This window comes from Lentzea sp. NPDC037011 (assembly GCF_055607425.1).
In genome coordinates, this window is the sequence record NZ_JBVJRT010000002.1 from 135,880 (window position 1) to 159,147 (window position 23,268).

General features: G+C 73.1%; 15 protein-coding genes. 12 read left to right on the forward strand and 3 right to left on the reverse strand.

All coding sequences use genetic code 11. The features are described 5' to 3' along the window. Positions 1 to 21: 21 nt before the first annotated feature. Both ACZ7CH_RS05415 and ACZ7CH_RS05420 read right to left on the reverse strand, forming a co-directional pair. Positions 22 to 2,067, reverse strand: a complete 2,046-nt coding sequence (locus ACZ7CH_RS05415; protein ID WP_470373224.1) for a xanthine dehydrogenase family protein molybdopterin-binding subunit — start codon at positions 2,065 to 2,067, stop codon at positions 22 to 24. Then, complete coding sequence (locus ACZ7CH_RS05420; RefSeq protein WP_360401579.1) at positions 2,064 to 2,537, reverse strand: (2Fe-2S)-binding protein; 474 nt, start codon at positions 2,535 to 2,537, stop codon at positions 2,064 to 2,066. The genes ACZ7CH_RS05415 and ACZ7CH_RS05420 overlap by 4 nt, the downstream gene beginning before the upstream one ends. A gap of 65 nt (positions 2,538 to 2,602) precedes the next feature. Between ACZ7CH_RS05420 and ACZ7CH_RS05425 the strand changes: the two genes are divergently transcribed. The 4 genes from ACZ7CH_RS05425 (at position 2,603) to ACZ7CH_RS05440 (ending at position 8,126) form a co-directional block, all read left to right on the forward strand. Next, the gene (locus ACZ7CH_RS05425) at positions 2,603 to 3,592 is read left to right on the forward strand and encodes a hypothetical protein (protein ID WP_470373225.1); all 990 of its coding nucleotides are present in this window, start codon (positions 2,603 to 2,605) and stop codon (positions 3,590 to 3,592) included. Further along, the gene (locus ACZ7CH_RS05430; RefSeq protein WP_470373226.1) at positions 3,589 to 4,407 is read left to right on the forward strand and encodes an alpha/beta hydrolase; all 819 of its coding nucleotides are present in this window, start codon (positions 3,589 to 3,591) and stop codon (positions 4,405 to 4,407) included. Before ACZ7CH_RS05425 ends, ACZ7CH_RS05430 begins: the two co-directional genes overlap by 4 nt. Positions 4,408 to 4,545: 138 nt before the next feature. Then, on the forward strand, positions 4,546 to 5,766 hold the full coding sequence (locus ACZ7CH_RS05435; protein ID WP_470373227.1) for an extracellular catalytic domain type 2 short-chain-length polyhydroxyalkanoate depolymerase: 1,221 nt from the start codon (positions 4,546 to 4,548) through the stop codon (positions 5,764 to 5,766). 158 nt (positions 5,767 to 5,924) lie between these two features. Then, on the forward strand, positions 5,925 to 8,126 hold the full coding sequence (locus ACZ7CH_RS05440; protein ID WP_470368710.1) for a rhamnogalacturonan lyase family protein: 2,202 nt from the start codon (positions 5,925 to 5,927) through the stop codon (positions 8,124 to 8,126). On the opposite strand, the gene ACZ7CH_RS05445 is transcribed toward ACZ7CH_RS05440, so the two are convergent. Continuing rightward, on the reverse strand, positions 8,114 to 8,794 hold the full coding sequence (locus tag ACZ7CH_RS05445) for a class I SAM-dependent methyltransferase (RefSeq protein WP_470368709.1): 681 nt from the start codon (positions 8,792 to 8,794) through the stop codon (positions 8,114 to 8,116). The genes ACZ7CH_RS05440 and ACZ7CH_RS05445 overlap by 13 nt on opposite strands. Before the next feature lie 206 nt (positions 8,795 to 9,000). On the opposite strand from ACZ7CH_RS05445, the gene ACZ7CH_RS05450 reads away from it, so the two are divergent. From ACZ7CH_RS05450 to ACZ7CH_RS05485, 8 genes are all read left to right on the forward strand, one after another. Further along, positions 9,001 to 9,252, forward strand: a complete 252-nt coding sequence (locus tag ACZ7CH_RS05450; protein WP_470373228.1) for a hypothetical protein — start codon at positions 9,001 to 9,003, stop codon at positions 9,250 to 9,252. Continuing rightward, entirely contained in the window at positions 9,249 to 9,989 is a 741-nt protein-coding gene (locus ACZ7CH_RS05455) for a PP2C family protein-serine/threonine phosphatase (protein ID WP_470373229.1), read from the forward strand. Before ACZ7CH_RS05450 ends, ACZ7CH_RS05455 begins: the two co-directional genes overlap by 4 nt. After that, positions 9,986 to 11,137 (forward strand): FHA domain-containing protein, encoded by a 1,152-nt coding sequence (locus ACZ7CH_RS05460; RefSeq protein WP_470373230.1) that lies wholly within the window; start codon positions 9,986 to 9,988, stop codon positions 11,135 to 11,137. Before ACZ7CH_RS05455 ends, ACZ7CH_RS05460 begins: the two co-directional genes overlap by 4 nt. Beyond that, positions 11,134 to 12,615, forward strand: coding sequence for a protein kinase domain-containing protein (locus ACZ7CH_RS05465; protein WP_470373231.1), 1,482 nt, complete (start codon positions 11,134 to 11,136; stop codon positions 12,613 to 12,615). Before ACZ7CH_RS05460 ends, ACZ7CH_RS05465 begins: the two co-directional genes overlap by 4 nt. A gap of 105 nt (positions 12,616 to 12,720) precedes the next feature. Further along, positions 12,721 to 18,888: an Ig-like domain-containing protein gene (locus tag ACZ7CH_RS05470; protein ID WP_470373232.1), complete on the forward strand. Its 6,168-nt coding sequence runs from the start codon at positions 12,721 to 12,723 to the stop codon at positions 18,886 to 18,888. Positions 18,889 to 18,905: 17 nt separating this feature from the next. Then, the gene (locus ACZ7CH_RS05475) at positions 18,906 to 19,874 is read left to right on the forward strand and encodes an AAA family ATPase (RefSeq protein ID WP_360401612.1); all 969 of its coding nucleotides are present in this window, start codon (positions 18,906 to 18,908) and stop codon (positions 19,872 to 19,874) included. A 1-nt stretch (position 19,875) separates the two neighbouring features. After that, positions 19,876 to 21,018, forward strand: a complete 1,143-nt coding sequence (locus tag ACZ7CH_RS05480) for a DUF58 domain-containing protein (protein ID WP_470373233.1) — start codon at positions 19,876 to 19,878, stop codon at positions 21,016 to 21,018. After that, positions 21,015 to 23,258 (forward strand): transglutaminase domain-containing protein, encoded by a 2,244-nt coding sequence (locus tag ACZ7CH_RS05485; protein ID WP_470373234.1) that lies wholly within the window; start codon positions 21,015 to 21,017, stop codon positions 23,256 to 23,258. The genes ACZ7CH_RS05480 and ACZ7CH_RS05485 overlap by 4 nt, the downstream gene beginning before the upstream one ends. The last annotated feature ends 10 nt before the right edge of the window (positions 23,259 to 23,268 follow it).

Consider the following 23,268-nt stretch of genomic DNA (forward strand, 5'->3'; position numbering starts at 1 on the left):
CATCATCCCAGACCCGCCCGATCACCCCACGTCGGTCCCGAACGGCATGCCGGCGACCGGGCCACCGGCCGCGAGCGCCGCGGAGACGGCCGCGGCCGCCGGCGGGTAGGCCAGCTCGCCCAGACCGCCCAGCGGGGCGTTCGACTGCACGATCGTGACGTCGACGTCGGGTGTCTGCCCGATGCGCGCCCACTGGTAGTCGCTGAACGACGACTCCACGACGCGTCCTTCCCGGACGGTGATCTGCGCACCGAGCACAGTGGACACCGCGTCGACCACGCACCCCTCGACCTGTGCCCGCACACCGGACGGGTGCAGGGCCACGCCGACGTCGACCGCGGCGTGCACGCGCAGCACCCGGCGCGACCCCGGTTCGGCCACGGCGACCACCGCGATCGCCGAGCCGTAGTCCTCGTGGCAGGCGACACCGCGGGCCGTGCCCGGTGCGGGTGACTTCGCCCAGCGGGACCTCTCGGCGACGGTGTCGAGCAGCCGGTGCAACCGAGACCCCGCCGGCAGCAGCGCCCTGCGCAGGGCGATCTGGTCGAGACCGGCCCGCGCGCCGAGCTCGCTGAGGAAGTTCTCCTCGGCGTAGAGGAACTGCCCGGCGTAGACCGCGCGCCAGAACCCGGTCCGCAGCGGAGCCGGCCGCACGCCGACCACGACGTCTCCGGGCACGGTGTACGGGAAGTGGTCGCCGCTCGCCTTGATCAACGCCGGGTTCGCGAACATCGGCAGTACGGTCAACGGCCAGGTCACGACCTCGTGCGAGCGCCGGGTGGGCAGGCCGTCGGGCCCGACGAGCGCGGTCATCCGGTGCACCGACATCGGCCGGTAGGAGTCGTTGCGCATGTCGTCGGCGCGGGTCCACAGCACCTGCACGGCCGCACCCACCTTCCGCGAGCAGGCCACGGCCTCCAGCACGGGGTCGGGTTCGATGCGCCGCCCGAACGCGCCGCCGGACGCCGTCGCCTCCACCCGCACGGACGTCGCGGGGATCGCGAGCTGGCGGGCCAGCTGCGTGCGCAGTCCGCCGGGGTCCTGCGTCGGTGCCCACACCGTCAGCCCGTCCGGGCGGACGTGCGCGGTGGCGTTCATCGGTTCCATCGGCGCGTGCGCGAGCAACGGCATCCGGTAGACGCGCTGCACGCCGTCGATCGGGCTTTGCGCGGGGAGGGCGGCCTCCAGGTCGGCGAGCCACGCGCGGCTGTCCGCCGCGGGGGTGCCGCCGCGCCACGTGACCCGCAGCGCGTCCCGGCCGCGCAACGCCTGGTGGGTCGACTTCGCCACGACCGCCACACCGCCCTGGCCCTCGGCGGGTGCGGTCAGCGTCAGCACGTCGACCACGCCCGGCAGCGCGCGGGCCGCGGTGTCGTCGACCGCGTCCGGCACCGCGCCGAGCCACGGCGGGCGCAGCACGACCGCGACGAACCCGCCGGCCGGCCGGGCGTCGATGCCGTACCGGGTGCGACCGGTGACGATGTCGCGGGCGTCCACGCGGCCACCGCGGGTCTTGCCCAGCAGCCGCCACTCCTCCGGCGGCGTGAGCTCGACCGGCACCGTGGCGGGGTCGAGTGCGGCGGCGGCGCGGACGAGGGCCCGGTAGGCGAGCCGGCCCCGGCGTGGATGGCGCACGGTGCCGTCCTTCGCCGTGCACTCGGCGACCGGCACCTTCCAGCGCTGCGCCGCGGCCGTGACCAGCAGGCAGCGCGCGGTCGCGGCGGCCGTGCGGATCGGCGTGGCGAGCTGGCGCACCGACGACGAGTTCGCCACGGCCTGCGAGCCGAACCGTTCCGTGTCGCCGTGCGCCTGCTCCAACGTGATGTCGTCGGCGTCGACCGCGAGCTCTTCGGCGACCATCAGCGCGACGACCGTGCGTACGCCTTGGCCCGTGTCCGGCCGTGGCACCGTGGCCGTGATCCGGCCTTTGTCGTCCAGCCGCACGAAGACGGTGGGCACCAGGCCCGTGGCGCCTTCGGAGCTCTCCTGCGCGAGTGCCGGCACCGGCACCGCCACGACGAGTGCTCCCGCTCCCGCACCGCGCAGGAGGGTCCGCCTGCTGATCACCGGTCCTCCTCGCGGATGAGCCGGCTCGCCCGGCGCACCGCCGCGCGGATGCGCGGGTAGCTGCCGCAGCGGCAGACGTTGTCGCGCAAGGCCTCCTCGATCGCCGCGTCGTCCGGGTCGGGGTTCTTCGCGAGCAGTGCCGCCGCGGCCATCACCTGACCCGGCTGGCAGTAGCCGCACTGGGCGACGTCGAGCTCGCGCCACGCCCGTTGCACGGGGTGGTCGCCGTCGCGGGAGAGCCCTTCGATGGTGGTGATCCGCGTTCTCGTGCTGTCGGCGGTCGTGCGCACGCACGGCCGTGCCGCCTCACCGTCCACATGGGACGTGCAGGCGCCGCACAGACCGACCCCGCACCCGTACTTGACCCCTGTCAACCCCAGTTCGTCACGCAACACCCACAGCAGGGGAGTGTCACCCTCGACGTCGACCTCGTGTCGTTCACCGTTGACGCGCAACAGATATCGGGCCACCGCGCTGCCTCCCGAGTTGCTCAGTGCGCTGAACATATCATGACGAACCGTGCATAATGCTCAGCATGCTGAACGATGTGCGGCGCTCCTCCCGAGGGGTGCTGGTGTGGGGCGTGGCGGCGAGTGCGCTGCTCACGGGCCTGGTGTGGCTGCTGGGTCAGCGGCTGCACGGGGTCGAGCTGCTGCCCGACCAGGGTGCGTCCTGGTACTACTGGAAGCTGCCCGGCCCCACCTCCTGGACCAGGGCGTCCGCCTGGCTGGGCTACGCGGCGCACCAGCTGGTGTCGTGGTGGCTCATCCACTTCGCGCAGACCAGGGTGCGGCGCTACACCGACGGCCTGCACCGGATCAACGTGATCGCGCTGGCCGCGAACGGCGGGTTCATCGCGCTGCACGCGGTGCAGACGCAGCTGTTCTACGACGGCCTGGCGCAGGACGTGTCGATCTTCAGCTCGCAGGGTTCCGTCGTGCTGCTGCTGGTCTGGGTGCTGCTGATGGAGAACCGCCGCCGCGGCCTGGTGCTCACCTGGTCGGCGCCGATCTCCGCGCAGGTGGTGTCGTTCGCCCGCCGCTACCACGGCTACCTGTTCAGCTGGGCCGCGATCTACACCTTCTGGTACCACCCGATGGAGTCGACCAGCGGGCACCTCATCGGCTTCTTCTACATGTTCCTGCTGCTGGTGCAGAGCAGCCTGATGTTCAGCCGCGCTCACACGAACCGGTGGTGGACGCTCACCCTCGAACTGATGGTCGCGATCCACGGCACACTGGTCGCGGTGATGAACTCGGGGCCGGACGGGGTGTGGCCGATGTTCCTGTTCGGGTTCGTGGCGATCTTCGTGCTCACCCAGATGCACGGCGTCGGGCTGAGCGCCCGCACCCGCTGGTGGATCGGCGGGACGTTCGTGGTGGCGGCGCTCGCGGTGTACTCGTGGCGCGGGCTCGACCGGATCGACGAGGTGGTGCGGATTCCGTTGATCGAGTACCTGCTGGTGGGGGTGCTGGCGCTGCTGATCTGGGCCGGCGTCCGCGCGGCCGCGCTGGTCCGGTCGTGACCTGGGCGCGGCGGCTGGCCGGGACCGCCTGCCTGGTGGTGCCGCTGGTGCTCCTGGTCGCGGGCTGGGGTCCGCTGACGGCGGGGCACCCGGCGCAGCCGGTGCTGCTCGGCGCGGTGGCCGTGGTGGGCGGCGGGCTCGCGCTGTGGCGGAAGGTGCCGTCGTGGCTCGTGGTGGTGCTCGCCGTGGTGCTGGTCGCGCCCGCCGTGTACCTGCAGCCGTTCGCGGCCACGCGGGTGGAGGACGACGCCGCGGTGCTGCGGCCGGACGGTGCCGTGCGCGCCGGGCTGGTGTTCCACCCCGGTGCCCGCGTCGACTACCGCGCCTACCTGCCGTTGCTCAAACGCGTTGCGGCACAGGGGTTCCTCGTGGTGGTCGTGCGCGAGCCGCTGAACATGGCGTTGCTGGCCGGTGACACGGCACCGGTGCGCGCCGCCCACCCCGAGGTGCCGGTGTGGGCGGTCGGCGGGCACTCGCTGGGCGGTGTGGCCGCCGGACGGGACGTGCTCGCCGACAGCTCGGTGCGCGGCCTGGTGCTGTGGGCGTCGTACCCGGTCGGCGACCTGTCCGGGCGGGCAGGGCTGACGGCGTGGTCGATCTCGGGGGAGCGGGACGGGTTCACCACCCCGCAGGACGTCGCCGACTCGCGGCGGCGGCTGCCGGCGGACACCCGGTTCGAGGTCGTGCCGGGCGCCGTGCACGCGTTCTTCGGCGACTACGGCGACCAGCCCGGCGACGGGACGCCGACGGTGCCGAGGGACCAGGCGCAGGACCGGATCGTCGCGGCCACGGTGGCTGCGCTCGCCGCCATGTGAGCTCCGGCCGGCCGGGGCAATGGTGCGGGTCCACGGCGGACGGCGGCACGAGGTGGTGGCCGCGCACGTGGTGCGCTCGTCCTGCCGGGTCTTCACTGGGGTCGTCATGTCCCTGCCTGCACCGACGGAGGCGAACACATGCGACTCGGGAACGTGTTCCTGGCACTCGCGGCGGCCACCGGCCTGGCCGCCGCGTCCCTGTCGATCTCGCTGGCGGCGGTCCCCGCGCCGCAACCGGGCACCCTCGCCCGCTACGACGTCACCGGCACGTACGTCAGCGGGTTGTCGTCCGGCGGTTTCATGGCCAACCAGCTGCACGTGGCCTACTCCGGGGTGTTCCAGGGCGCGGGCATCTTCTCCGCGGGCCCCTACGACTGCGCCCAGAACAACCTCACCACCGCGCTGAACGCGTGCATGGACACCTACCAGCCGCGCAAGACGCCCGCCGAGCTGGAACAGCTGACCAGGACCCGTGCGTCGGCGGGCACGGTCGACCCGCCCGAGAACCTGTCCGGCGACCCGGTGTGGCTGTTCCACGGCAGCGCCGACCAGACCGTCGCCCGCGCGGTGAACGACGACCTGGCCACCTACTACCGCGATTTCGGTGCGAGGGTGGCGTACGACAACACCTCCGCCGCCGGGCACGCGTGGGTCAGCCCGATCGGACCGAACAGCTGCGGCTCGACGGCCTCGCCGTACGTCAACAACTGCGGCACCGCGGACCCGGTGCGCGAGATGCTCGGACACCTGTTCGGGTCGGTGGCCGCGCCCGCGTCGTCGCTGACCGGCAAGCTCGTGCAGTTCGACCAGGGCCGGTACGCGCCCGGCGGGAACGCGGCGGCGATCAGCCTGGGCCGTGACGGGTTCGCGTACGTGCCGCGGGCGTGTGAAACGGGGCCGTGCAAGCTGATGGTCACCCTGCACGGCTGCTACCAGTACCACGGGCTCGTCGGGAACGCGTTGATGGACAAGGGCTACCTCAACGAGTACGCCGACACCAACCGCATGATCGTGCTGTACCCGCAGGCCACCACGATGACCGGCAACCCGCGGGGGTGCTGGGACTGGTGGGGCTACCAGTCCGCGTCGTACCCGCTGAAGTCCGGTCCGCAGATGGCCGCCGTCGTGGCGATGGTGAAGGCGCTGACCAGCGGGCAGACGCCGACCACGACCACCACCACGTCACCCGGGTCGGAGTGCGTCACCGCGAGCAACTACGCGCACACCACCGCCGGCCGCGCTTACGCGAACCTGGGACAGACCTACGCGCTGGGCTCCAACCAGGCGCTCGGGCTGTGGAACACGTTCGTCACCAGCAGCGTCCGGCAGAGCGCGCCGAACTACTGGGTGAAGTGCTGACACGTCGCCGTGAAGGGTGGAAAGCGCTTACCGAAAGAAGCCGTTCGCGCGGTGCGTTGGCCCGTTTCCGCCCTTGACCCCTCTCCGGTCCGGTGCTGTCATGAAGCACGGCAGGTTTCTGGGAGCGCTCCCAGAAAACGGACTTCGAGGGAGAAGACGTGCTCAGCAGCGTTGGTGTGCGCGTGGGTGCCGTGGCGGCGGCTCTCGGTGTGGTGGCAGGGGGTGTCGCGGCGGCGGGACTGGCCGTGGCGGCCCCCGGCTGCAAAGTCGACTACGTGGTGCAGAACCGGTGGCAGGGCGGGTTCTCGGCGAACGTGACGATCACGAACCTGGGCGACCCGGTGACCGGGTGGAGCCTGGCGTGGACGTTCCCCGGTTCCGAGCGCTACGGCGAGGGCTGGAACGCGCGGTTCACGGCGTCCGGCGCGAGCGTAACGGCGTCCGATGTGGACTGGAACGGCGCTGTGCCCACCGGTGGCACGGCGTCGTTCGGGTTCAACGGCACGGTGTCCGGCTCGGAGGTGGGCACGCCGGAGTCGTTCTCCTTGAACGGCGTGGTGTGCACGGGCGGCGTGGGGCCGACGACGACCACGACGACGACCACGACCACCACTCCCGCACCCGAGCCCGGTGACCCCACCGGCCGCAAGCAGGTCGAGCGGCTGGACCGCGGTGTCGTGAGCGTCCGTTCGGGCAGCGGCAACCTGGTCAGCTGGCGGCTGCTCGCCGGCGACGCGCGCGACACCGGGTTCCACGTGTACCGCGGTGGCACCAGGCTCACCTCGGCACCGGTCACGGCGTCCACGAACTACCTCGACGCCGGTGGCCCGGCGGGCGCGTCCTACACCGTGCGCGCGGTCGCCGGCGGCGTGGAGCAACCCGCGTCCCCGGCGTCGCTGTCGTTCGCCCAAGGCTACCTCGACGTGCCGATCTCCGCGCCGGCCGGCGGGTACAGCGCGAACGACGCCAGCGTGGGCGACGCCGACGGCGACGGCCGGTACGAGATCTTCCTGAAGTGGTACCCGGACAACGCGAAGGACAACTCGCAGGCCGGCGTCACCGGGAACACGTTCATCGACGCCTACCGCCTCGACGGCACCCGGTTGTGGCGCATCGACCTGGGCCGCAACATCCGTTCCGGCGCGCACTACACCCAGTTCCAGGTGTACGACTACGACGGCGACGGCCGTGCCGAGATCGCGATGAAGACCGCGGACGGCACCCGTGACGGCCGCGGCACGGTCATCGGCAACGCCTCCGCCGACTACCGCAACAGCGACGGCTACGTGCTGAGCGGCCCCGAGTTCCTGACGATGTTCAACGGCCTCACCGGTGCCGCGGTGTCCACCGTGAGCTACGACCCGCCGCGCGGCACCGTGTCCTCGTGGGGCGACAGCTACGGCAACCGCGTCGACCGCTTCCTCGCGGGCACCGCCTACCTCGACGGTGCCCGCCCGTCACTCATCATGGCCCGCGGCTACTACACCCGTTCGGTGATCGCCGCCTGGGACTTCCGCGGCGGCCAGCTCGTGAAGCGCTGGACGTTCGACTCGAACAGCAACACCGCCTACGCGGGCCAGGGCAACCACTCGCTGACCATCGGCGACGTGGACGCCGACGGCCGCGACGAGATCGTCTACGGCGCGGCGGTCGTGGACGACACCGGCCGCGGCCTCTGGAACACCCGCTTCGGCCACGGCGACGCCGCCCACCTCGGCGACCTCGACCCGTCCCGCCCCGGCCTCGAGTACTACAAGGTCTCCGAGGACGCCAGCAAACCCGCGTCCTGGTTCGCCGACGCCCGCACCGGCCAGGTCCTCTGGCAGACCCCGGCCGCCGGCGACAACGGCCGCGGCGTCTCCGGCGACATCCACCCCGGCAGCCCCGGTGCCGAGTCCTGGTCCAGCGCCGACAGCCAGCTCCGCGACACCAGGGGCCAGGCCGTCGGCCGCAAACCGTCCTCGGCGAACTTCCTGCTGTGGTGGGACGGTGACCCCACCCGCGAGCTCCTCGACGGCACGCACGTCGACAAGTACGGCACCTCCGCCGACACCCGCCTGCTCACCGCGGCCGACGTGCACTCCAACAACGGCACCAAGTCCACCCCGTCGCTCTCCGGCGACATCCTCGGTGACTGGCGCGAAGAGGTCATCTGGCCCACGACCGACAACCGCGCGCTCCGCATCTACAGCACGCCGGCGCAAACCGACCGCCGCATCCCGACGCTGATGCACGACCCGATGTACCGCGTCGCCATCGCGTGGCAGAACACGGCTTACAACCAGCCCCCGCACCCGAGCTTCCACATCGGTGCCGGCATGGCCACCCCGCCGTGGCCGGACGTGCACTACGCGGGCTGAAGGGGTTTGAGCACAAGGCATTCCCACGACGTCGCACCCTGAGTGGTGCGCGTGGAGTCCACGACCCGGCGCTCCCGCCGGACCGCACCGAGGATGGCGCGGGACCGGCGGGAGCCCAGGAACATGGACACGATCACCACGCCGTCGGGCGTGAGCGCCCGCTCGTACCGTTCGAGCGCCGCCAGCGGATCGGTGAGGTAGTACAGGCTCTCGTTGAACACGATCACGTCGAACTTCCCGTCCGGCGTGTGCGTGTCCGCGTCGGCGGCCCGGAACTCCGTGCGCTCGTCCACCCGCTGCGCCAGCCTCCGCACGGCCACCTCGGAGATGTCGAGCCCGACGTACCGCTCGTACCCGTGCGGCAGCCACCGGCTGTGCAGCACCCCTTCACCGCACCCGACGTCGAGCACACTGCCACCCGGCGCGAAGAACGTCCCATACCCGACGATCACCGCGTAGTGCGCCTGCTCGCCCAGCCCCGCCAGGTGGTCCCACTCGCCCCTGGCGTACTGCGCGTCCCACGCGGCCCGCTCCCGGGGCGTGTCCCCCTTGGCCTCCCGCGCCTCGAAGTCGCGGACGAACCGCTCGACGCGGTCGTGGCCGGGGAACCGCCGCCCGTAACCGGCGGTGTAGTAGCCCGTGCGCAGCAGCCGACCAACACGACTCATCGGGCAAAGCCAGCAAACCGGACACGACGCCGGGAGTGTCGATTTCCGCGCCCGTGCCTTGGTCGGTCGAACTCCATCGCTTCTCGCGGCCGGAACGTTTCGCCTTCCGCTGACCACTTTTTGTCCCCAAATTTCAGCTAACGCCGAGCGTGCGCCGAACGACGAGAGGTCCGAACGGGTGGGCGGAGGAAATGCGGGTGTGCGCGGTGATCGGGTCCGATCCGGACCGGCTCGACCAGTTGGCGACGACGCTGCTCGCGTGCGCCGACCGGGTGGACGACGTCCGCTCCGAGCTCGCGGTCGTGCTCCTCGGTTCGCCCTGGCGCGGCCACGACGCCGCAGGGGACTGGTACCCCTCGGACTCCGGGGACGACCCCGGCAGGAGCACCCCGGTCAGTCCCGGCGAGGCGTGCGCCCGCGTCGGCGAGCTGTTCCCGGACGTGGTGGGAGCACGGTGATCCGGACGGGGCTGACCACGCACCCCGGCGTGGTGCGGACGGTCAACGAGGACGACGCCGTCGCGGGCAGGCAGGTGTTCGCCGTGGCCGACGGGGTCGGCGGGCACGCGGCCGGCGAGGTCGCGAGCGGGCTCGTGGTCGCGCGGCTGCGGGAGCTCGACGGGCTGGAGCTGCCGGGGGTGGAGGACGTGCGGGCGACGCTGGCCGCCGCCGGCCGGTCGCTGGTGGAGGCCGAGCACGGCGGGATGACGACGGTCGCGGGGCTCGCGCTGGTCGCGTTCTCCGGGCGGCCGCACTGGGTCGTGTTCAACGTCGGCGACTCGCGGGTCTACCGCCTCGACGGCGCGGGGCTGACGCAGCTCACCGTCGACCACTCGGAGGCGCAGGAGCTCGTGGCGGCCGGGGTGCTGACCGCGGACGAGGTCAGGACCTACCCCCGTCGGCACGTCGTCACCAGGGTGCTCGGCAGCACCGGCGCCGGTGACCCGGACCTGTGGGTGTTCCCGCCGCGGGCCGGCGAGCGGTTCCTGATCTGCACGGACGGGCTGACCGGCGAGCTCGCGGACGACGAGCTGGACGAGGTGCTGCGGCTGCACGCCGACGCGGCCGGTGCCGCGGCGGACCTCGTCGACCGCGCCGTCGCCGCCGGGGCCCGCGACAACGTCACCGCGCTGGTGGTCGACTACACCGAGGCGGTCGCGTCCAGCTGCGACACGGCACCGCGGGGTCCGCGATGACCGCTGCCGAGTACGTGCCGGGCACGTGGACCGCCGTGGTGGGGGAGCGGACGTGGCTCCTGCTGTCCGTGGCACCCGGCTCCGACCTGGTCCGCCGCTGCTGGGAGCTGGTGCGCGCGGACGAGCCGCTGGACGAGGTGCTCGCCGCGATCGTGCACGAGGGGTTCCGCGCGGTGAGCGGGTTCGCGCTCGTCCGCGTGACCGCGACCGAACAGCGCGCCGTGGTGCGCGGCGAGGTCCAGCTGCAGGCCGTCACCGGGTCCGGTGCCGTCGAGGAGATCACCGCGGCCGGTGTCGCGACGTGGGTGGACCGCGGCCTGGACGACGTGGCCCTGCTGCGGGTCACCGCCGGTCCGGGAGGCACCGCGCTGCCGTTGCGCGGGGGCGTGGTCCTCGCGGGTGAGCTCGTCGTGACGCTGTCCGATGCCGCCGCAGCCCTGCCGCCGCAACCGGCCCCGCCGACCGAGGCCGTCGAGCACACCGTTGTGCGCCAGGAAGAACCGGTCGACCTGCCCGTCGTCCGCGACCACGTCGCACCACCGCCGGTGCCCGCGCTCGCCCGGACCGGTGGCGTGATCCAGTCGTTCGACTGGGCGCCCCGGGTCGCCGCGGCGCCACCCGCCGAGCCGGTGACGCACACGGTGCTGCGCACGAACGCCACGTCCCCCGGCGACACCCGGATGCTGCACGCGGGGAACCACCGGGTGCGGGCGCGGCGGTGCCCGTCGGGACACCTCAGCTCGGACTACGCGGTGCACTGCCGGGTGTGCGAGGTCCTGCTGCCCGACCAGGTCGCCATCGTGCTGGACAGGCCCGTGCTGGGCCTGCTGCGGATGTCCACCGGCGACACGATCGCGCTCGACCGGGACGTGGTGGTGGGCCGCGACCCCGGTGGTGACCGCAGGCACGCGAACCTCGTGCAGGTCGGCAGCGAGACCGACGCGGAGATCTCGCGGACCCACGTCGAGGTGCGGCTGGAGGGCTGGGACGTGCTGGTGCGCGACCTCGGTTCCACCAACGGCACCACGATCTCCCGCCCCGGCTGCCCGCCGGAGCAGCTGGCCCCGCACATCGAGCAGTTCCTCACCCCCGGGACCAGGGTGTCGCTGAGCGAGCAGGTCTTCTTCACGTTCGAGGTGGGCGGATGACGCTGGGACCACCGGCGATCCCGGACTTCGAGTACCGCGGTGACATCGGTGCGGGCGGCTTCGCGACGGTGCACCGCTACTACGACGGCAAGCTCAAGGACGACGTCGCGGTCAAGGTGCCGCAGACGGCCGGCCTGTCCGACGAGGTGCGCGAGCGGTTCCTCGCCGAGGGCGAGTCGATGGCGAAGCTGCGCAAGCACCGCAACGTCGTCACGGTGTACGGCACCGGCACCGCGGTGGACGGGCGCCCGTACCTGGTGATGGAGTACTGCCCCGGTGGCGACCTGGCGAAGATGGCGAGCCGGATGCCGTTGTCGGTCAAGCAGGTCCTCGACATCGGGGTGCAGATCGCGGGCGCGCTGGAGACGGCGCACGGGCGCGGGATGCTGCACCGCGACATCAAGCCGGCCAACGTGCTCATGAACGAGTCCGGCGACGCGTGCCTGACCGACTTCGGCATCGCGGGCCGGCTCGCGGACCGCGGCCGGGAGACGCAGGTGGCGCTGTCGCCGCCGTGGTCGGCGCCCGAGCTGTTCGGCGTGGACGCCGTGGCGAGGTACGGCGTGCGCACCGAGGTGTTCTCGTTCGCCGCGACGCTGTGGCACCTCCTCGTGGGACGGTCGCCGTTCATGCCGCTCGGCACCGACCACTCGGTCGAGGCGGTCCAGCACCGGATCGTGAGCGGGTGGCGGCCGGACCAGCTGGCCGCACCCGACGAGCTCCGGCGGTTGTTGTTGCGCGCCATGGACCAGGACCCGGCGGCACGGCCGGGTTCCCTGCTCGACTTCGCCGCCGAGCTGCAGCGGATCCAGGTGACGTACCGGTTCGGCCGGACCGAACTGGTGCTGATGCCCGGCACCGTGCCGGAGCGGCACCCGGTGCGCACGGCCGGCGTCCCGTCGTTCGCGCCGCCTGCTCCGCGCACCGCGCCGCCGACCCGGCAACGGGTGCCGCCGACGGCGCCCCGCGCCCCGCACACCCTGGTGCGGCAGGGAAACCCGCAGCCGGCGACGATCGTCCGCGAGCCCGCCTCCGCACCGCGGCCGACACCGGCGGAGCACGTGGAACGGGTGCGCTGGCCGCTGTACGCCGCCGGTGCCGCCGCGGCGGTCGCGATCATCGGTGTGGGCGTGTTCCTGTTGTCCGGCGGGGAGGAACCCGCGACCGGACCGGCGCCGGCCACCGTCGTCGACGACGTCCCCGACCAGAACGCGGGGGCGGGCAGCGCCCCGCCGGGCCGTCCGGTGATCACCGCGATGCGCGTGGACGCGGGAACAGTCCGGTTCGAGTGGAGCTACTCGGCCCAGCAGGCCACGGACACGTTCTCCTGGCGCACGTCCGACGGTGCCCGCACCGGTGTGGAGAAGGCGCCGAAGGTGGTCGTCGAGGGCGCGAACCCCGTGTGCCTCCAGGTGAAAGTCGTGCGCGCGGACGGCAGCAACGCGACCGCCGACTGGTCGCAGGAGAGCTGCGGATAATCCTCCGCCCGCATTCGGGTGAAAGCTGCAACGGATTCAGGGATCGGCCCGACAGGCGGTTGACGGAACCGCCGGGGAGCGCCGCGACCGCAAACGAGGGGAACAGTGGGATTCTTCCGAAAGCACCGGACCACGCTCGCGTCCGGAACGGTGCTCGTTCTCGCGGCCGCCTCACTCGTCGCCTACGCGTTCACGTCCACCGGAAATCCGGTCCGCCAGGTCGACCTCGACGACGGCGGTGTCTGGGTCACCAGTGACCGCGACGGTTTGTTCGGCCGGCTCAACAAACCGGTCGGAGCGCTCGACGCCGCGTTCAACCCGCCCGGCGGGGCACGGCAGAGCTATCAGCTCGACGTCGTCCAGGACGCCTCCGCGGTGGTCGCGCGGGACCGGGCAGGCGGCAAGCTGTACCCGGTCGACGTCGCCCGCTCGGTGACGCTGGGTGACCACGGGCTGGCGTTGCCCAGCGGCGGCCAGGTGGCGCTCGCGGGGGGCACGCTCGCCGTGCTCGACCCCGCCGCGGGCAAGGTCTGGGCGACCCGAGTCGACGTCGCCGCCGGCGTGAGCGCGCTCGACCAGGTGAGCCAGGAGACCCCGCCGCTCGCCGGCCTGGACGCCGCCGACACCGCCGCGCTGGCGGTCGGGCTGGACGGTGCGGTGCACGCCGTGTCCGCCAACGGCCGCACGGTGCGGGTGACCCCGGCCGGGACCGGTTTCGGCGAACCCGAGTACGGCAAGCTCCCCACCGCCCTCAAGGCACCGGCGATCACCGCCGTCGGCAACGACGCCGTCGTGCTCGACGCGGAGTCCGGCACCCTCTTCCTGCCCGGCGGCCGCACCGCGCGGGCCGGGCGCGAGTCCGTGCTGCAGCACGCCGGGCCGGAGGCGGCCGCGGTCGTCGTGGCCGGCCGGACCGAGCTGAAGGCGTTCGACCTGGACGGCGACGGCGCGGTGGTGCTGCACGAGGGCGTGGACGGTGCCCCGGCCGAACCGGTGCGGCTCGGCGACTGCGTGCACGCCGCGTGGGCCGGCGCGTCCGGCGGCTACTTCCGCTCCTGCGGCGGCCAGAAGGCCGCACCGGGCAACATCCGGGACGCGAAGGCGCTGGTGCAGCCGGTGTTCCGGGTGAACCGCAAGGCGATCGTGCTGAACGACGTCGCGACCGGCGCGGTGTGGGACCTGAGCACCCAGCGCAAGGTCGACGACTGGCAGTCGGTGAAGCCGCCGCCCCAGCAGAACCCCAGCGACAAGGACAAGAACGAGAACACCACCGAGTCCGCCAAGGACAAGCCGCCGAAGGCCTCCGACGACACCCTCGGCGCACGGCCCGGCCGCACCACGGTGCTGCACGTGCTCGACAACGACTCCGACCCCGCGGGCAACATCCTGTCCGTCACGGCCGTGAGCGACCTCGACCGCAAGGACGTGGCGCTCGCGATCGCCCCGGACGGGCAGACCGTCGAGGTGACGCTGCCGGAGCAGGCCCAGGACGCGCACTTCAAGTACACCGTCGACGACGGCAAGGGCCTCAACGCCACGGCCGCCGTCACCGTGCAGGTGCGCACCGCGACGCAGAACGAGGCGCCCGCCGTGCGCAAGGGCGCTGTGCCGCACGAGTGGTCGGTCGCCTCCGGTGGCCGGTTGACGCTGCCGGTGCTCGCGGACTGGCGCGACTTCGACGGCGACCCGGTCGTGCTGACCGAGGCCGCGGCCAAGGCGGGTGTCGCGACCACGACCAACACCGGGTTCGTCGAGTACGCGGCACCGGTCCAGGCCGGTCAGCAGGCGGTCGACTACCGGGTCACCGACGGCATCGCGAACGCCGTCGCGGGAGCGGAACGCGTGCGGGTGCTCGACGCCGCCGCACCGGCCGCCCTGCCCCCGGTCGCGCGCCCGGACGTCGCACGGGGCCAGGTCGGCACACCGGTCCTGGTGCGCCCGCTGGAGAACGACCTGCCCGGCGCCGACCCGGTCGACCCCGCCGCCGAACTGCGGCTCGCCGCCGACGTGGCACCGATCGCGGGCGCGACGGTCACCACCGACACGAAGACCGGCCTGGTCACGCTGACCGCGACGAAGCCGGGCACCTTCCCGCTGGACTACACCGCGGCGTTCGGCAACGCGCCGTTCGCCAAGGGCGCCATCCGCATCGACGTCGCCGCCGCACCCGCCTCCCCGCTGCCGCCGGTCGCCATGCCGGACAACGCGGTGGTGCGCGGTCAGGAACCCGTCGTCGCCGACGTGCTGGCCAACGACTTCAGCCCGGCGGGGTCGCTGCTGGGCGTGCAGCACGCCGAGAGCACCTCCGGTCAGCTCGAGGTCGCCGTCGTCAAGGGCCGCTGGCTGCGGATCAACGCGACCGCGCCCACCCTCGACCGCAACCCGCAGGTCGTGCGCTACACCGTGACCGACGGCGTGATCGGCCCGGTGACCGGCGAGGTCACCGTCACCCAGCTGCCGCCGCCCGCGGACGACACCCCGGTGCCCAAGGACGACCGGGCGGCGGCCCGCGCCGGTGACTCGGCGACGATCCCGGTGCTGGACAACGACATCTCACCGGCCGGTGCCCCGCTGACGCTGCAGTCCAACGTGCAGGGCGCGCCGGGCACCGGGCGCCTGACCGTCACCACGCGGGACGGCCGCCAGGACGCGGGCACCGCTTACGTCGCAGGCGACGTGGTCCGCTACGTGGCACCGGACCGGCTCGACACCCCGTTCGTCGCCGACGTCTCCTACGTGGTGCAGAACCCGGACGGCGACCAGGCCGTCGGCCACGCGCACGTGACCGTGAACCCGGCGCCGACGCCCGCCAACCCGAACCAGCCGCCGGCACCGGAACCCGTCGAGGTGCGGGTCGTCGCCGGCGACCGGGTGACGGTCACCGTGCCGTCGAGCGGCGCTGACCCCGACGGCGACTCGGTCGCGGTCACCGGCATCGCGTCCGCACCGGCGATCGGCCGCGTCGTCGGGATCGCCGGCACCTCGCTGACCTACGAGGCGTTCCCGACCTCGAACGGGACCGACACGTTCGGGTTCGTCGTCACCGACTCCTACGGCCGCACCGGCGAGTCGCTGGTCCGCGTCGCCGTGGTGCCGCCGGGAGACCCGCAGCCACCGGTCGCGGTGGACGACGTCGTGACCGCCGCACCCGGTGCGCGCCTGGCCGTCGACGTGCTCGCCAACGACGTGCGGGCACCCGGCGACACGGTGACCGTCGAACCGCTGGAGGCGCGCAACCCGTCGCTGCCCGGTGACGTGAAGGCCACCGACGGCCGCATCGAGCTGACCGCGCCGGACCTCACCGGCAAGCCGCTGGTGATCGCCTACGCCGTCACCAACGGACTCGGCCAGCCCTCGGTCGCCACGCTCACCGTCCGCAGCCGGGAGGGCTTCCAGGTCCCGCCGGTCGCCGGCGAGCTGTTCCCACTGGTGAGCAAGGGCGACAGCACGGTCGAGGTGGACCTCGCCGGCGCGGTCGCCGACCCCGACGGGCCGGCCGGCGAGCTGGAGGTCACCAAGGTCTTCCACGAGCGGGCCGAGGTCTCCGGGCTCAAGGCGACCGTGCCGGTCGGCGACCACCCGCGCACCCTCGTCTACGAGGTCAGGGACGCTTCCGGAGCCACGGCGGCGGGGCTGGTGCACGTGCCGTCGAAGGGCACCGGCGCCCCGCGCGCCATCCCGGACAAGCTGATCTCCGTGCCCGCGGACGGTTCCGTGACCGTGCAGGTCGAGGACTACGTCGAGGTCCCGTCGGGCAAGCAGCCCAAGCTCACGACGGTCGACCGGGTCACCGCCGCGCCCTCGACCGGGCTGGCGGTGCGCAACGAGGGCGACACCGGGCTCGTCCTCACCGCGCGCGACGGCTACACCGGACCGGCCGCGGTCACGTTCCAGGTCACCGACGGCAGCTCGCTCACCGACCCCGAGGGCAAGTTCGCCCTGATCACGGTGCCGGTGCAGGTCGGCCCCGACACGCCGGTGCTGCGGTGCCCGTCCTCGGCGCTCGCGGTCGTCGAGGGAGGCCTTCCGGTGAAGGTCGACGTCACGTCCGTGTGCCACGTGTGGGTCGCCGACCGGTCGAGGCTCGGGGACGTCCGGTACCGGGCGAGCTGGCTCGAACAGCCGGACGGCGTGTCGCTGGAGGGTTCCGGCGAACGCACGCTGACCGTCACCGCGGCCGGCGGCGCGAAGCCGGGCTCGACCGGCACGATCGAGGTCGGCGCGGGCGACGGGCCGAAGGGCAAGCTCGTGGTGGAGGTCGCCGCCGCACTGCCGCCCGCCATCGCACCGGTGACGGTGAACGGCGTGAAGGCGGGCGACACGGCGACCGTCGACCTCGTCTCCTACGTGCGCTCGCAGCTGCGCGACCCGAAGATCTCCGTCGTCGCGGTCACCCAGGTCAACGGTGCCGGGGCGAACGTGAGCAACGAGGGCTCGACCGTGCGCATCACCCCGAACGGCGACGCGCACGGCGCCATGGAGTTCAACGTCGTCGTGACCGACGTGGCCGACACCGGCCGGGAGGACCGCAGGGTCACCGGCCGGATCAGGCTGAACGTGCTCGGCGTGCCCGACGCCCCCGGCACCCCGGTGACCAGTCGCACGGTGCTGAGCAAGGTCGTCGAACTGTCCTGGAGCACGCCCTCGGGCAACGGCGCGCCGATCGACTCCTACGAGGTCGACCACGGCCGCGGCAAGCAGGTGTGCCCGGCGTCGCCGTGCACGATCACCGGGCTGTCCAACGGCACGGAGTACACGTTCACCGTCCGGGCGCACAACCTCGTCGGGTGGGGCAAGCCGAGCGGCTCGTCCGCGCCGGCCCAGCCGAACACGGTGCCCGGCGCCGTCACCGGGCTCAGCACGTCCGAGCCGCGGGACGGCACGCTGAAGCTGAGCTGGGCCGCGGCCGCCAACGAGGGCACGCCCGTGCTGCGGCACGAGATCAGCTGGTCCGGCGGTGGCCGCACGACGGCACCCGGCGGTGCGACGAGCGTGACGGCCACCGGCCTCGACAACGACGCGCAGACCGTGTTCACGGTGATCGCGGTCAACTCGCAGGGCCCCGGCCCCGCGGTCACCGTCGAGGGCCAGTCGGCCGGTGCCCCGGACGCCCCGGCGGCGCCGGCGTTCACCGCGACGAACGCCGCGAACGCCCAGACCCGCGCGGTCACCGTGTCGTGGGGCGCGGTCGGTGCGAACGGCCCCGGCCCCACGACCTACGCGCTGACCCGCACCGGCGGCGGCACCAAGACGGTGTGCTCGAAGGTCACCGCCACCACGTGCCTGGACGACGGCCTGCAGAACGACGGCACGATCTACAGCTACACCGTCGTCGCCGCGAACGCCGCCGCCGAGGCCGAACCGGCCGGGCACACCTCGCCGGCCAGCGCGCCCGCGCAGATGGAGGCGACCGCGACCCCGGACCCGATCACCGGGTTCACCGCGGCACCCACCGGCGTGGACGGGCAGGCTGCGCTGCGGTTCGACGTCGGCGCCTCGCACGGCAGGTCGAACACCGTGAGCTGCACCTGGTCCGGCGGCTCGTGCGGCACCTGGACCTACCCGGTCGGCGGGCAGGCCGGCGCGACGCAGACGATCAACGGACTGCCGAACGGGCAGCCGGTCACGATCAGCCTCCAGGCGTGCAACGGCAGTGGTGGCGGTGCGTACGCGGGCAACCCGTGCAACAGCGCGGCCACCGCGGGCGTGACCACCTACGGGCCGATGCGCGACCTCGCGCTCAACACCTCGAACAACAACACGGTCATCAACTTCTCCGTCTCGGTGAACCCGAACGGCAAGCCCGCGACCGTGCGCGTGACGACGAGCCGCGGCTTCGACCAGACCTTCACCACCGGTGTCGGCGGGTGGAGCTGGTCGGGCAGCCAGGACGTCGGCTACTCGCAGAACGTGACCGTGACGGCGACGGTGTCCGACGCGGGCCGGGCGACGCTGAGCCAGTCCCGGCAGCAGGCCACCCCACCGCCTCCGCCGCCACCCACCGTGACGGTGTCGAAGGGAGCCGCCTGCGGTGCGGGCGGGTGCAACGGATCAGGTGTCTGCACTTCTTCGGCGTGTGCGTACGTCGTCGTGCAGACCGCGAATTTCAGCAGCAGCGTGACGTGCACGTTCAACAGCGACCACGGCCCGGTCGGATTCGTGAACGAGAACTTCGGCCCCAACGAGCGCCGGCAGACGAGGAACTACTACGGATATCCGGGCGAACAGGTCTACGTGACCTGTGGTGGCGTCCAGGGATCATTCCGTTGGTGAACAGTGAAGGAAATACCATGACCGTGACCCCTGAACAGGCTCGGCTGTTCGCGCAGACCTTCGAGCAAATGGTGCTGAACATCTCGCGGGCCATTTCCGGCAAGGAGCACGTGATCCGCCTGGCGCTCACCGCGTTGCTCTCCGACGGCCACCTGCTGCTGGAGGACTACCCCGGCACGGGCAAGACATCGCTGGCGAAGGCGCTGGCGAACACGGTGCAGGGCACCAGCGCCCGCATCCAGTTCACGCCGGACCTGCTGCCGTCGGACGTCACCGGTGTGCAGATCTACGACCAGCAGCGCGGTGTGTTCCGGTTCCACCCCGGGCCGATCTTCGGCTCGATCGTGCTCGCCGACGAGATCAACCGGGCCTCGCCGAAGACGCAGTCGGCGCTGCTGGAGGTGATGGAGGAGGGCCGGATCACCGTCGACGGCGAGACGCACCCGGTGGGGTCGCCGTTCATGGTGATCGCCACGCAGAACCCGATCGAGCAGGCCGGCACCTACCGGCTGCCGGAGGCCCAGCTCGACCGGTTCCTGATGAAGACCAGCATCGGCTACCCGGACCACAACGCCACCGTGGCGCTGCTGGCCGACGCGGCGACGCGGGACCGGTCGGCGACCGTGCCGCCGGCCATCGCGGCGAGCGCGGTGGCGCAGCTGACCGCGCTGGCCGACCAGGTGCACGTCGACCCGGCGGTGCTCGGGTACGTCAGCCGGATCGCCGAGGCGTCGCGGTCGCACCCCGCGGTGCGGCTCGGCGTGTCGGTGCGCGGGTGTCTCGCGTACGTGCGGTGCGCCAAGACGTGGGCGCTCGCCCAGGGGCGCGGTCACGTCGTGCCGGACGACGTCCAGCAGCTCGCGCACCCCGTGCTGGGCCACCGGATCCTGCTGCACCCGGAGGCGCAGTTCGACGGCGCCACCGTGGAGAAGGTGGTCGACTCGCTGTTCGCGGACGTCGAGCCGCCCGTGCGCCGGGGGGCCTGAGGTGGTGCGGCTGCTGGAGGTGGTCTCGCCGGCGGGCCGGTTGCTCGCGGTCGCGTCGGCGGTGGGGTGGGTGCTCGGCGCCGTGCTCGGCTGGGACGAGCTCGTGCTGCTCGGCGCCACCGGGCTGGTGCTGCTGGCGCTGGCGTGCGGGCTGACGCTGGGCCGCGGCGCGGTGCGGGTCGACGTGTCCGTCGCCAAGCGCCGCCTGCGGCCCGACGAGTCGACGCGCTGCGCGGTCGAGGTCGAGCACCACGGCCGCAGGACGCTGTTCGCGCCCGAGGTGGAGCTGCCGATCGGCCGGGACCGGGTCGAGGTCTTCGACAGCGGCCGCGAGGTGGAGGTCGCCGGGCTGCGGCGCGGGGTGATCGCGGTCGGACCGGCCACCACGGTCAGGGGCGACCCGCTCGGCCTGGTGCGGCGGACGGTCGCGATGACCGAGGTCGTCGAGCTGTTCGTGCACCCGCTGACCGTGCCGCTGGCGCCGCTGGGCACCGGGTTGCTGCGCGACCTGGAGGGCTGCACCACCAACGACGTCTCGATGAGCGACCTCGCGTTCCACGCGCTGCGCGAGTACGCGCCGGGCGACGACCGGCGGCACATCCACTGGCGCTCCACGGCGAAGCTCGCCGCGTCCACTCAGGACGGTCGGTTCCTGGTGCGGCAGTACCTCGACTCCCGGCGCGCGCACGTCGTGGTGGTCGTCGACGGCGCCGAACAGTCCTATCCGGACCCTTCGGTGTTCGAGACGGCCCTGTCCGCCGGTGCGTCGGTGGTGCAGCGCGCGGTGGCGGACGGGATCGACACCAGCGTGGTCGCCTCCGGGCACCTCTCCGGCCGGGCCCAGCACGTGCTGGACGTGTTCGCCCGCGCAGAGCTGGGCGGCCCGTCGCTCGCCGAGGCGACCGCCCGCGCGGCGGCCGCGGCTCCCGACGCCACGCTGCTCGTGCTCGTCACCGGCGCGCGGCACGGCTACGGCGACCTGCGCGCCGTCGCGACCGCGTTCCCGGCCGAGGTGCGCAAGGTCGTGCTGCGGGTGGACCCGCGGCAGCGCACCGCGCGGTCGGCGAGCACCGCGTTCACCGTGCTCACCCTGCGCCGGCTGGGCGACCTGCCGGTGCTGCTGGCGGGAGGGACCCTGCAGTGACCGGACTCGTGCCCCGCCGCGACGACCTCGTCGACGCCGCCTTCCTGTGCGCGTTGTTCGTCGTCGCGCTGCTGGGGTTCCGCACCACCTACACCGGCTGGGGCTTCCTGCTCGCCGGCGGCACCGGCCTCCTGCTCGGCGTCCTGGCCGGGCACGTCGCGTCGGTGCTGCGCCGGCCGATGATCGCCGTCGCCGCCATGACGGTCGCGGTGTTCTTCCTCCTCGGCGGTGTCGTGGCGCTGCGCGAGGACGGGGGACTGCCGACACCCGACGTCCTCGCCGGTCTGCTCGACCTCGGCGTGCACGGCTGGAAGCAGCTGCTCACCACGCTGCCGCCGGTCGACGGCGCAGGTCCGCTGCTGGTGATCCCGTACATCCTCGGCCTGCTGTGCGGGTCGGGAGGCTTCACGCTGGCCCGCCGCGTGCCGCTCAGCGGGGCACCGATCGGCGCGCCGCTCGCCGTGCTCGCCGCGGTGGTCCTGCTCGGCACCGGTGAGGCGGCCGGGGTGCTCGGCGCGGTGTTCGCCGCGGTCGCGGCAGGCTGGCGCGCGGTGCGCGCGGCCCGGCACCGCACCGGTGTGCGTGCCGGTGGGATGCGCCGGGTGCGCGCGATCACCGCCGTGGCGCTCGTCGGCGTCGCGGCCGGGTTCGCGCTGGTGGTGTCGCCGGTGCTGCCCGGCACCGGCAGCGCCCACCGGGTGGTGCTGCGCAAGTACGTGGAGCCGCCGTTCGAGATCGGCGCCTACGCGAGCCCGCTGGTCGGCTACCGCAAGCACACGAAGGACGCCAACCAGCTCTGGGACCAGACGCTGTTCACCGTGCGGGGGCTGCCGGAGGGCGAACGCGTCCGGATCGCCACCCTCGACGGGTACGACGGCCGGGTGTGGGGCGCGACGAACGACCCGGCCGGTGCGGTGGACCCGGTGCAGCGCAACAACTTCCAACGCATCGGTGTGCGCATCCCGGCCACCGGGACCGGAACCGAGTCCGACGTGACCATCCGGATCGAGGCCGCCTACGCGACGGCGGACGAGCTGAGCGCGTGGCTGCCGACGGCCGGACGCGCACGGGAGATCGCCTTCAGCGGTGAGCGCAGGGCCGGTCACACCGAGAACCTGCGCTACAACCTCGCCACGGCGTCCGGCATCGTCGCCGACCGGTTGCGCGAGGGGGACACCTACTCGCTGCGCACGGTCCTGACCACAGCGGGCATCCCGGACGACGCCCAACCGTTCGGACGGCCGTCGGTGCGCACCTCCGAGCTGGCTTTCGTGCGCGGCAAGGTCGCCAAGTGGACCGGTGGCGCGACGACGACCGCCGAACGGCTGAAGGCGGCCGCCGCGTACCTGCGCGACAACGGCGCCTACACCGACGGCGGTCCAGGCGAGACCGAGTACCTGCCGGGGCACAGCGCGGGCCGGCTCACGGCGTTCTTCAACGCCAAGCGCCCGGCGGGCAACGACGAGCAGTACGCCGCCGCGTACGCGTTGGTGGCGAACGAGATCGGCATGCCCGCACGGGTCGTGCTGGGCGCGGTGCCGGGCAGCGGCGGTGTGGTGCGCGGCGAGAACGTGCAGGCGTGGGTGGAGCTGCACCTCGCGGACGGCACGTGGGCGGTCGTCCCGAACACCGAGTTCATGCCGGACCGCTCGAAGAAGCCGGACCACCAGCCGCCGCAGGAGATCGAGAACACCGACGCCGCGGTGGTGCCGCCGCCGAACACGGTGAAGATGCCCAGCTCACTGGTCGACGCGAGCCGCACCGACGCGAGCGGCGTCGGCATCGGCGACCCCGGCGGGTCCTGGCTGCCGGGCTGGCTCGCCGGCCTGCTGGCCGACGCCGCCTCCGTGCTGCTGCCGATCGCGGCGGCGGTCGGTCTCGTCGTCGGGGGCAAGGCCGTGCGCCGCCACCGCCGCCAGACGCGCGGCAGCACCGCGAACCGGTTCGCCACGGGCTGGCACGAGCTCGTGGACCACGCCCGCGACCTCGGGGCACGGGTGCCGCGCGGCCTGACCCGGCGCCAAGAGGCCACCCTGCTGGCCGGGTTCGACCTGGGCGGCCTGGCGGTGCGGGCCGACGCCCACGTGTTCGGGCCGGGACAGCCGGACCAGGCGGCCGTGGACGCGTACTGGGCGGACGTGCGCCAGGCCAGGAAGCGGATGCGCACCGGCGTGCCGCGCTGGCGGCGGTGGCTCGCACCGCTCGACGTCCGCACGTTCCTGCCGGCCAGGGCCAGGTGAGGGCGTGCAG

Bases quoted from the DNA above. Each gene is read 5' to 3' on its own strand.
- ACZ7CH_RS05460 (WP_470373230.1), top strand. From the start codon at position 9,986: ATGACCGCTGCCGAGTACGTGCCGGGCACGTGGACCGCCGTGGTGGGG.
- ACZ7CH_RS05435 (WP_470373227.1), top strand. From the start codon at position 4,546: ATGCGACTCGGGAACGTGTTCCTGGCACTCGCGGCGGCCACCGGCCTG.
- ACZ7CH_RS05475 (WP_360401612.1), top strand. From the start codon at position 18,906: ATGACCGTGACCCCTGAACAGGCTCGGCTGTTCGCGCAGACCTTCGAG.
- ACZ7CH_RS05465 (WP_470373231.1), top strand. From the start codon at position 11,134: ATGACGCTGGGACCACCGGCGATCCCGGACTTCGAGTACCGCGGTGAC.
- ACZ7CH_RS05425 (WP_470373225.1), top strand. From the start codon at position 2,603: ATGCTGAACGATGTGCGGCGCTCCTCCCGAGGGGTGCTGGTGTGGGGC.
- ACZ7CH_RS05445 (WP_470368709.1), bottom strand. From the start codon at position 8,794: ATGAGTCGTGTTGGTCGGCTGCTGCGCACGGGCTACTACACCGCCGGT.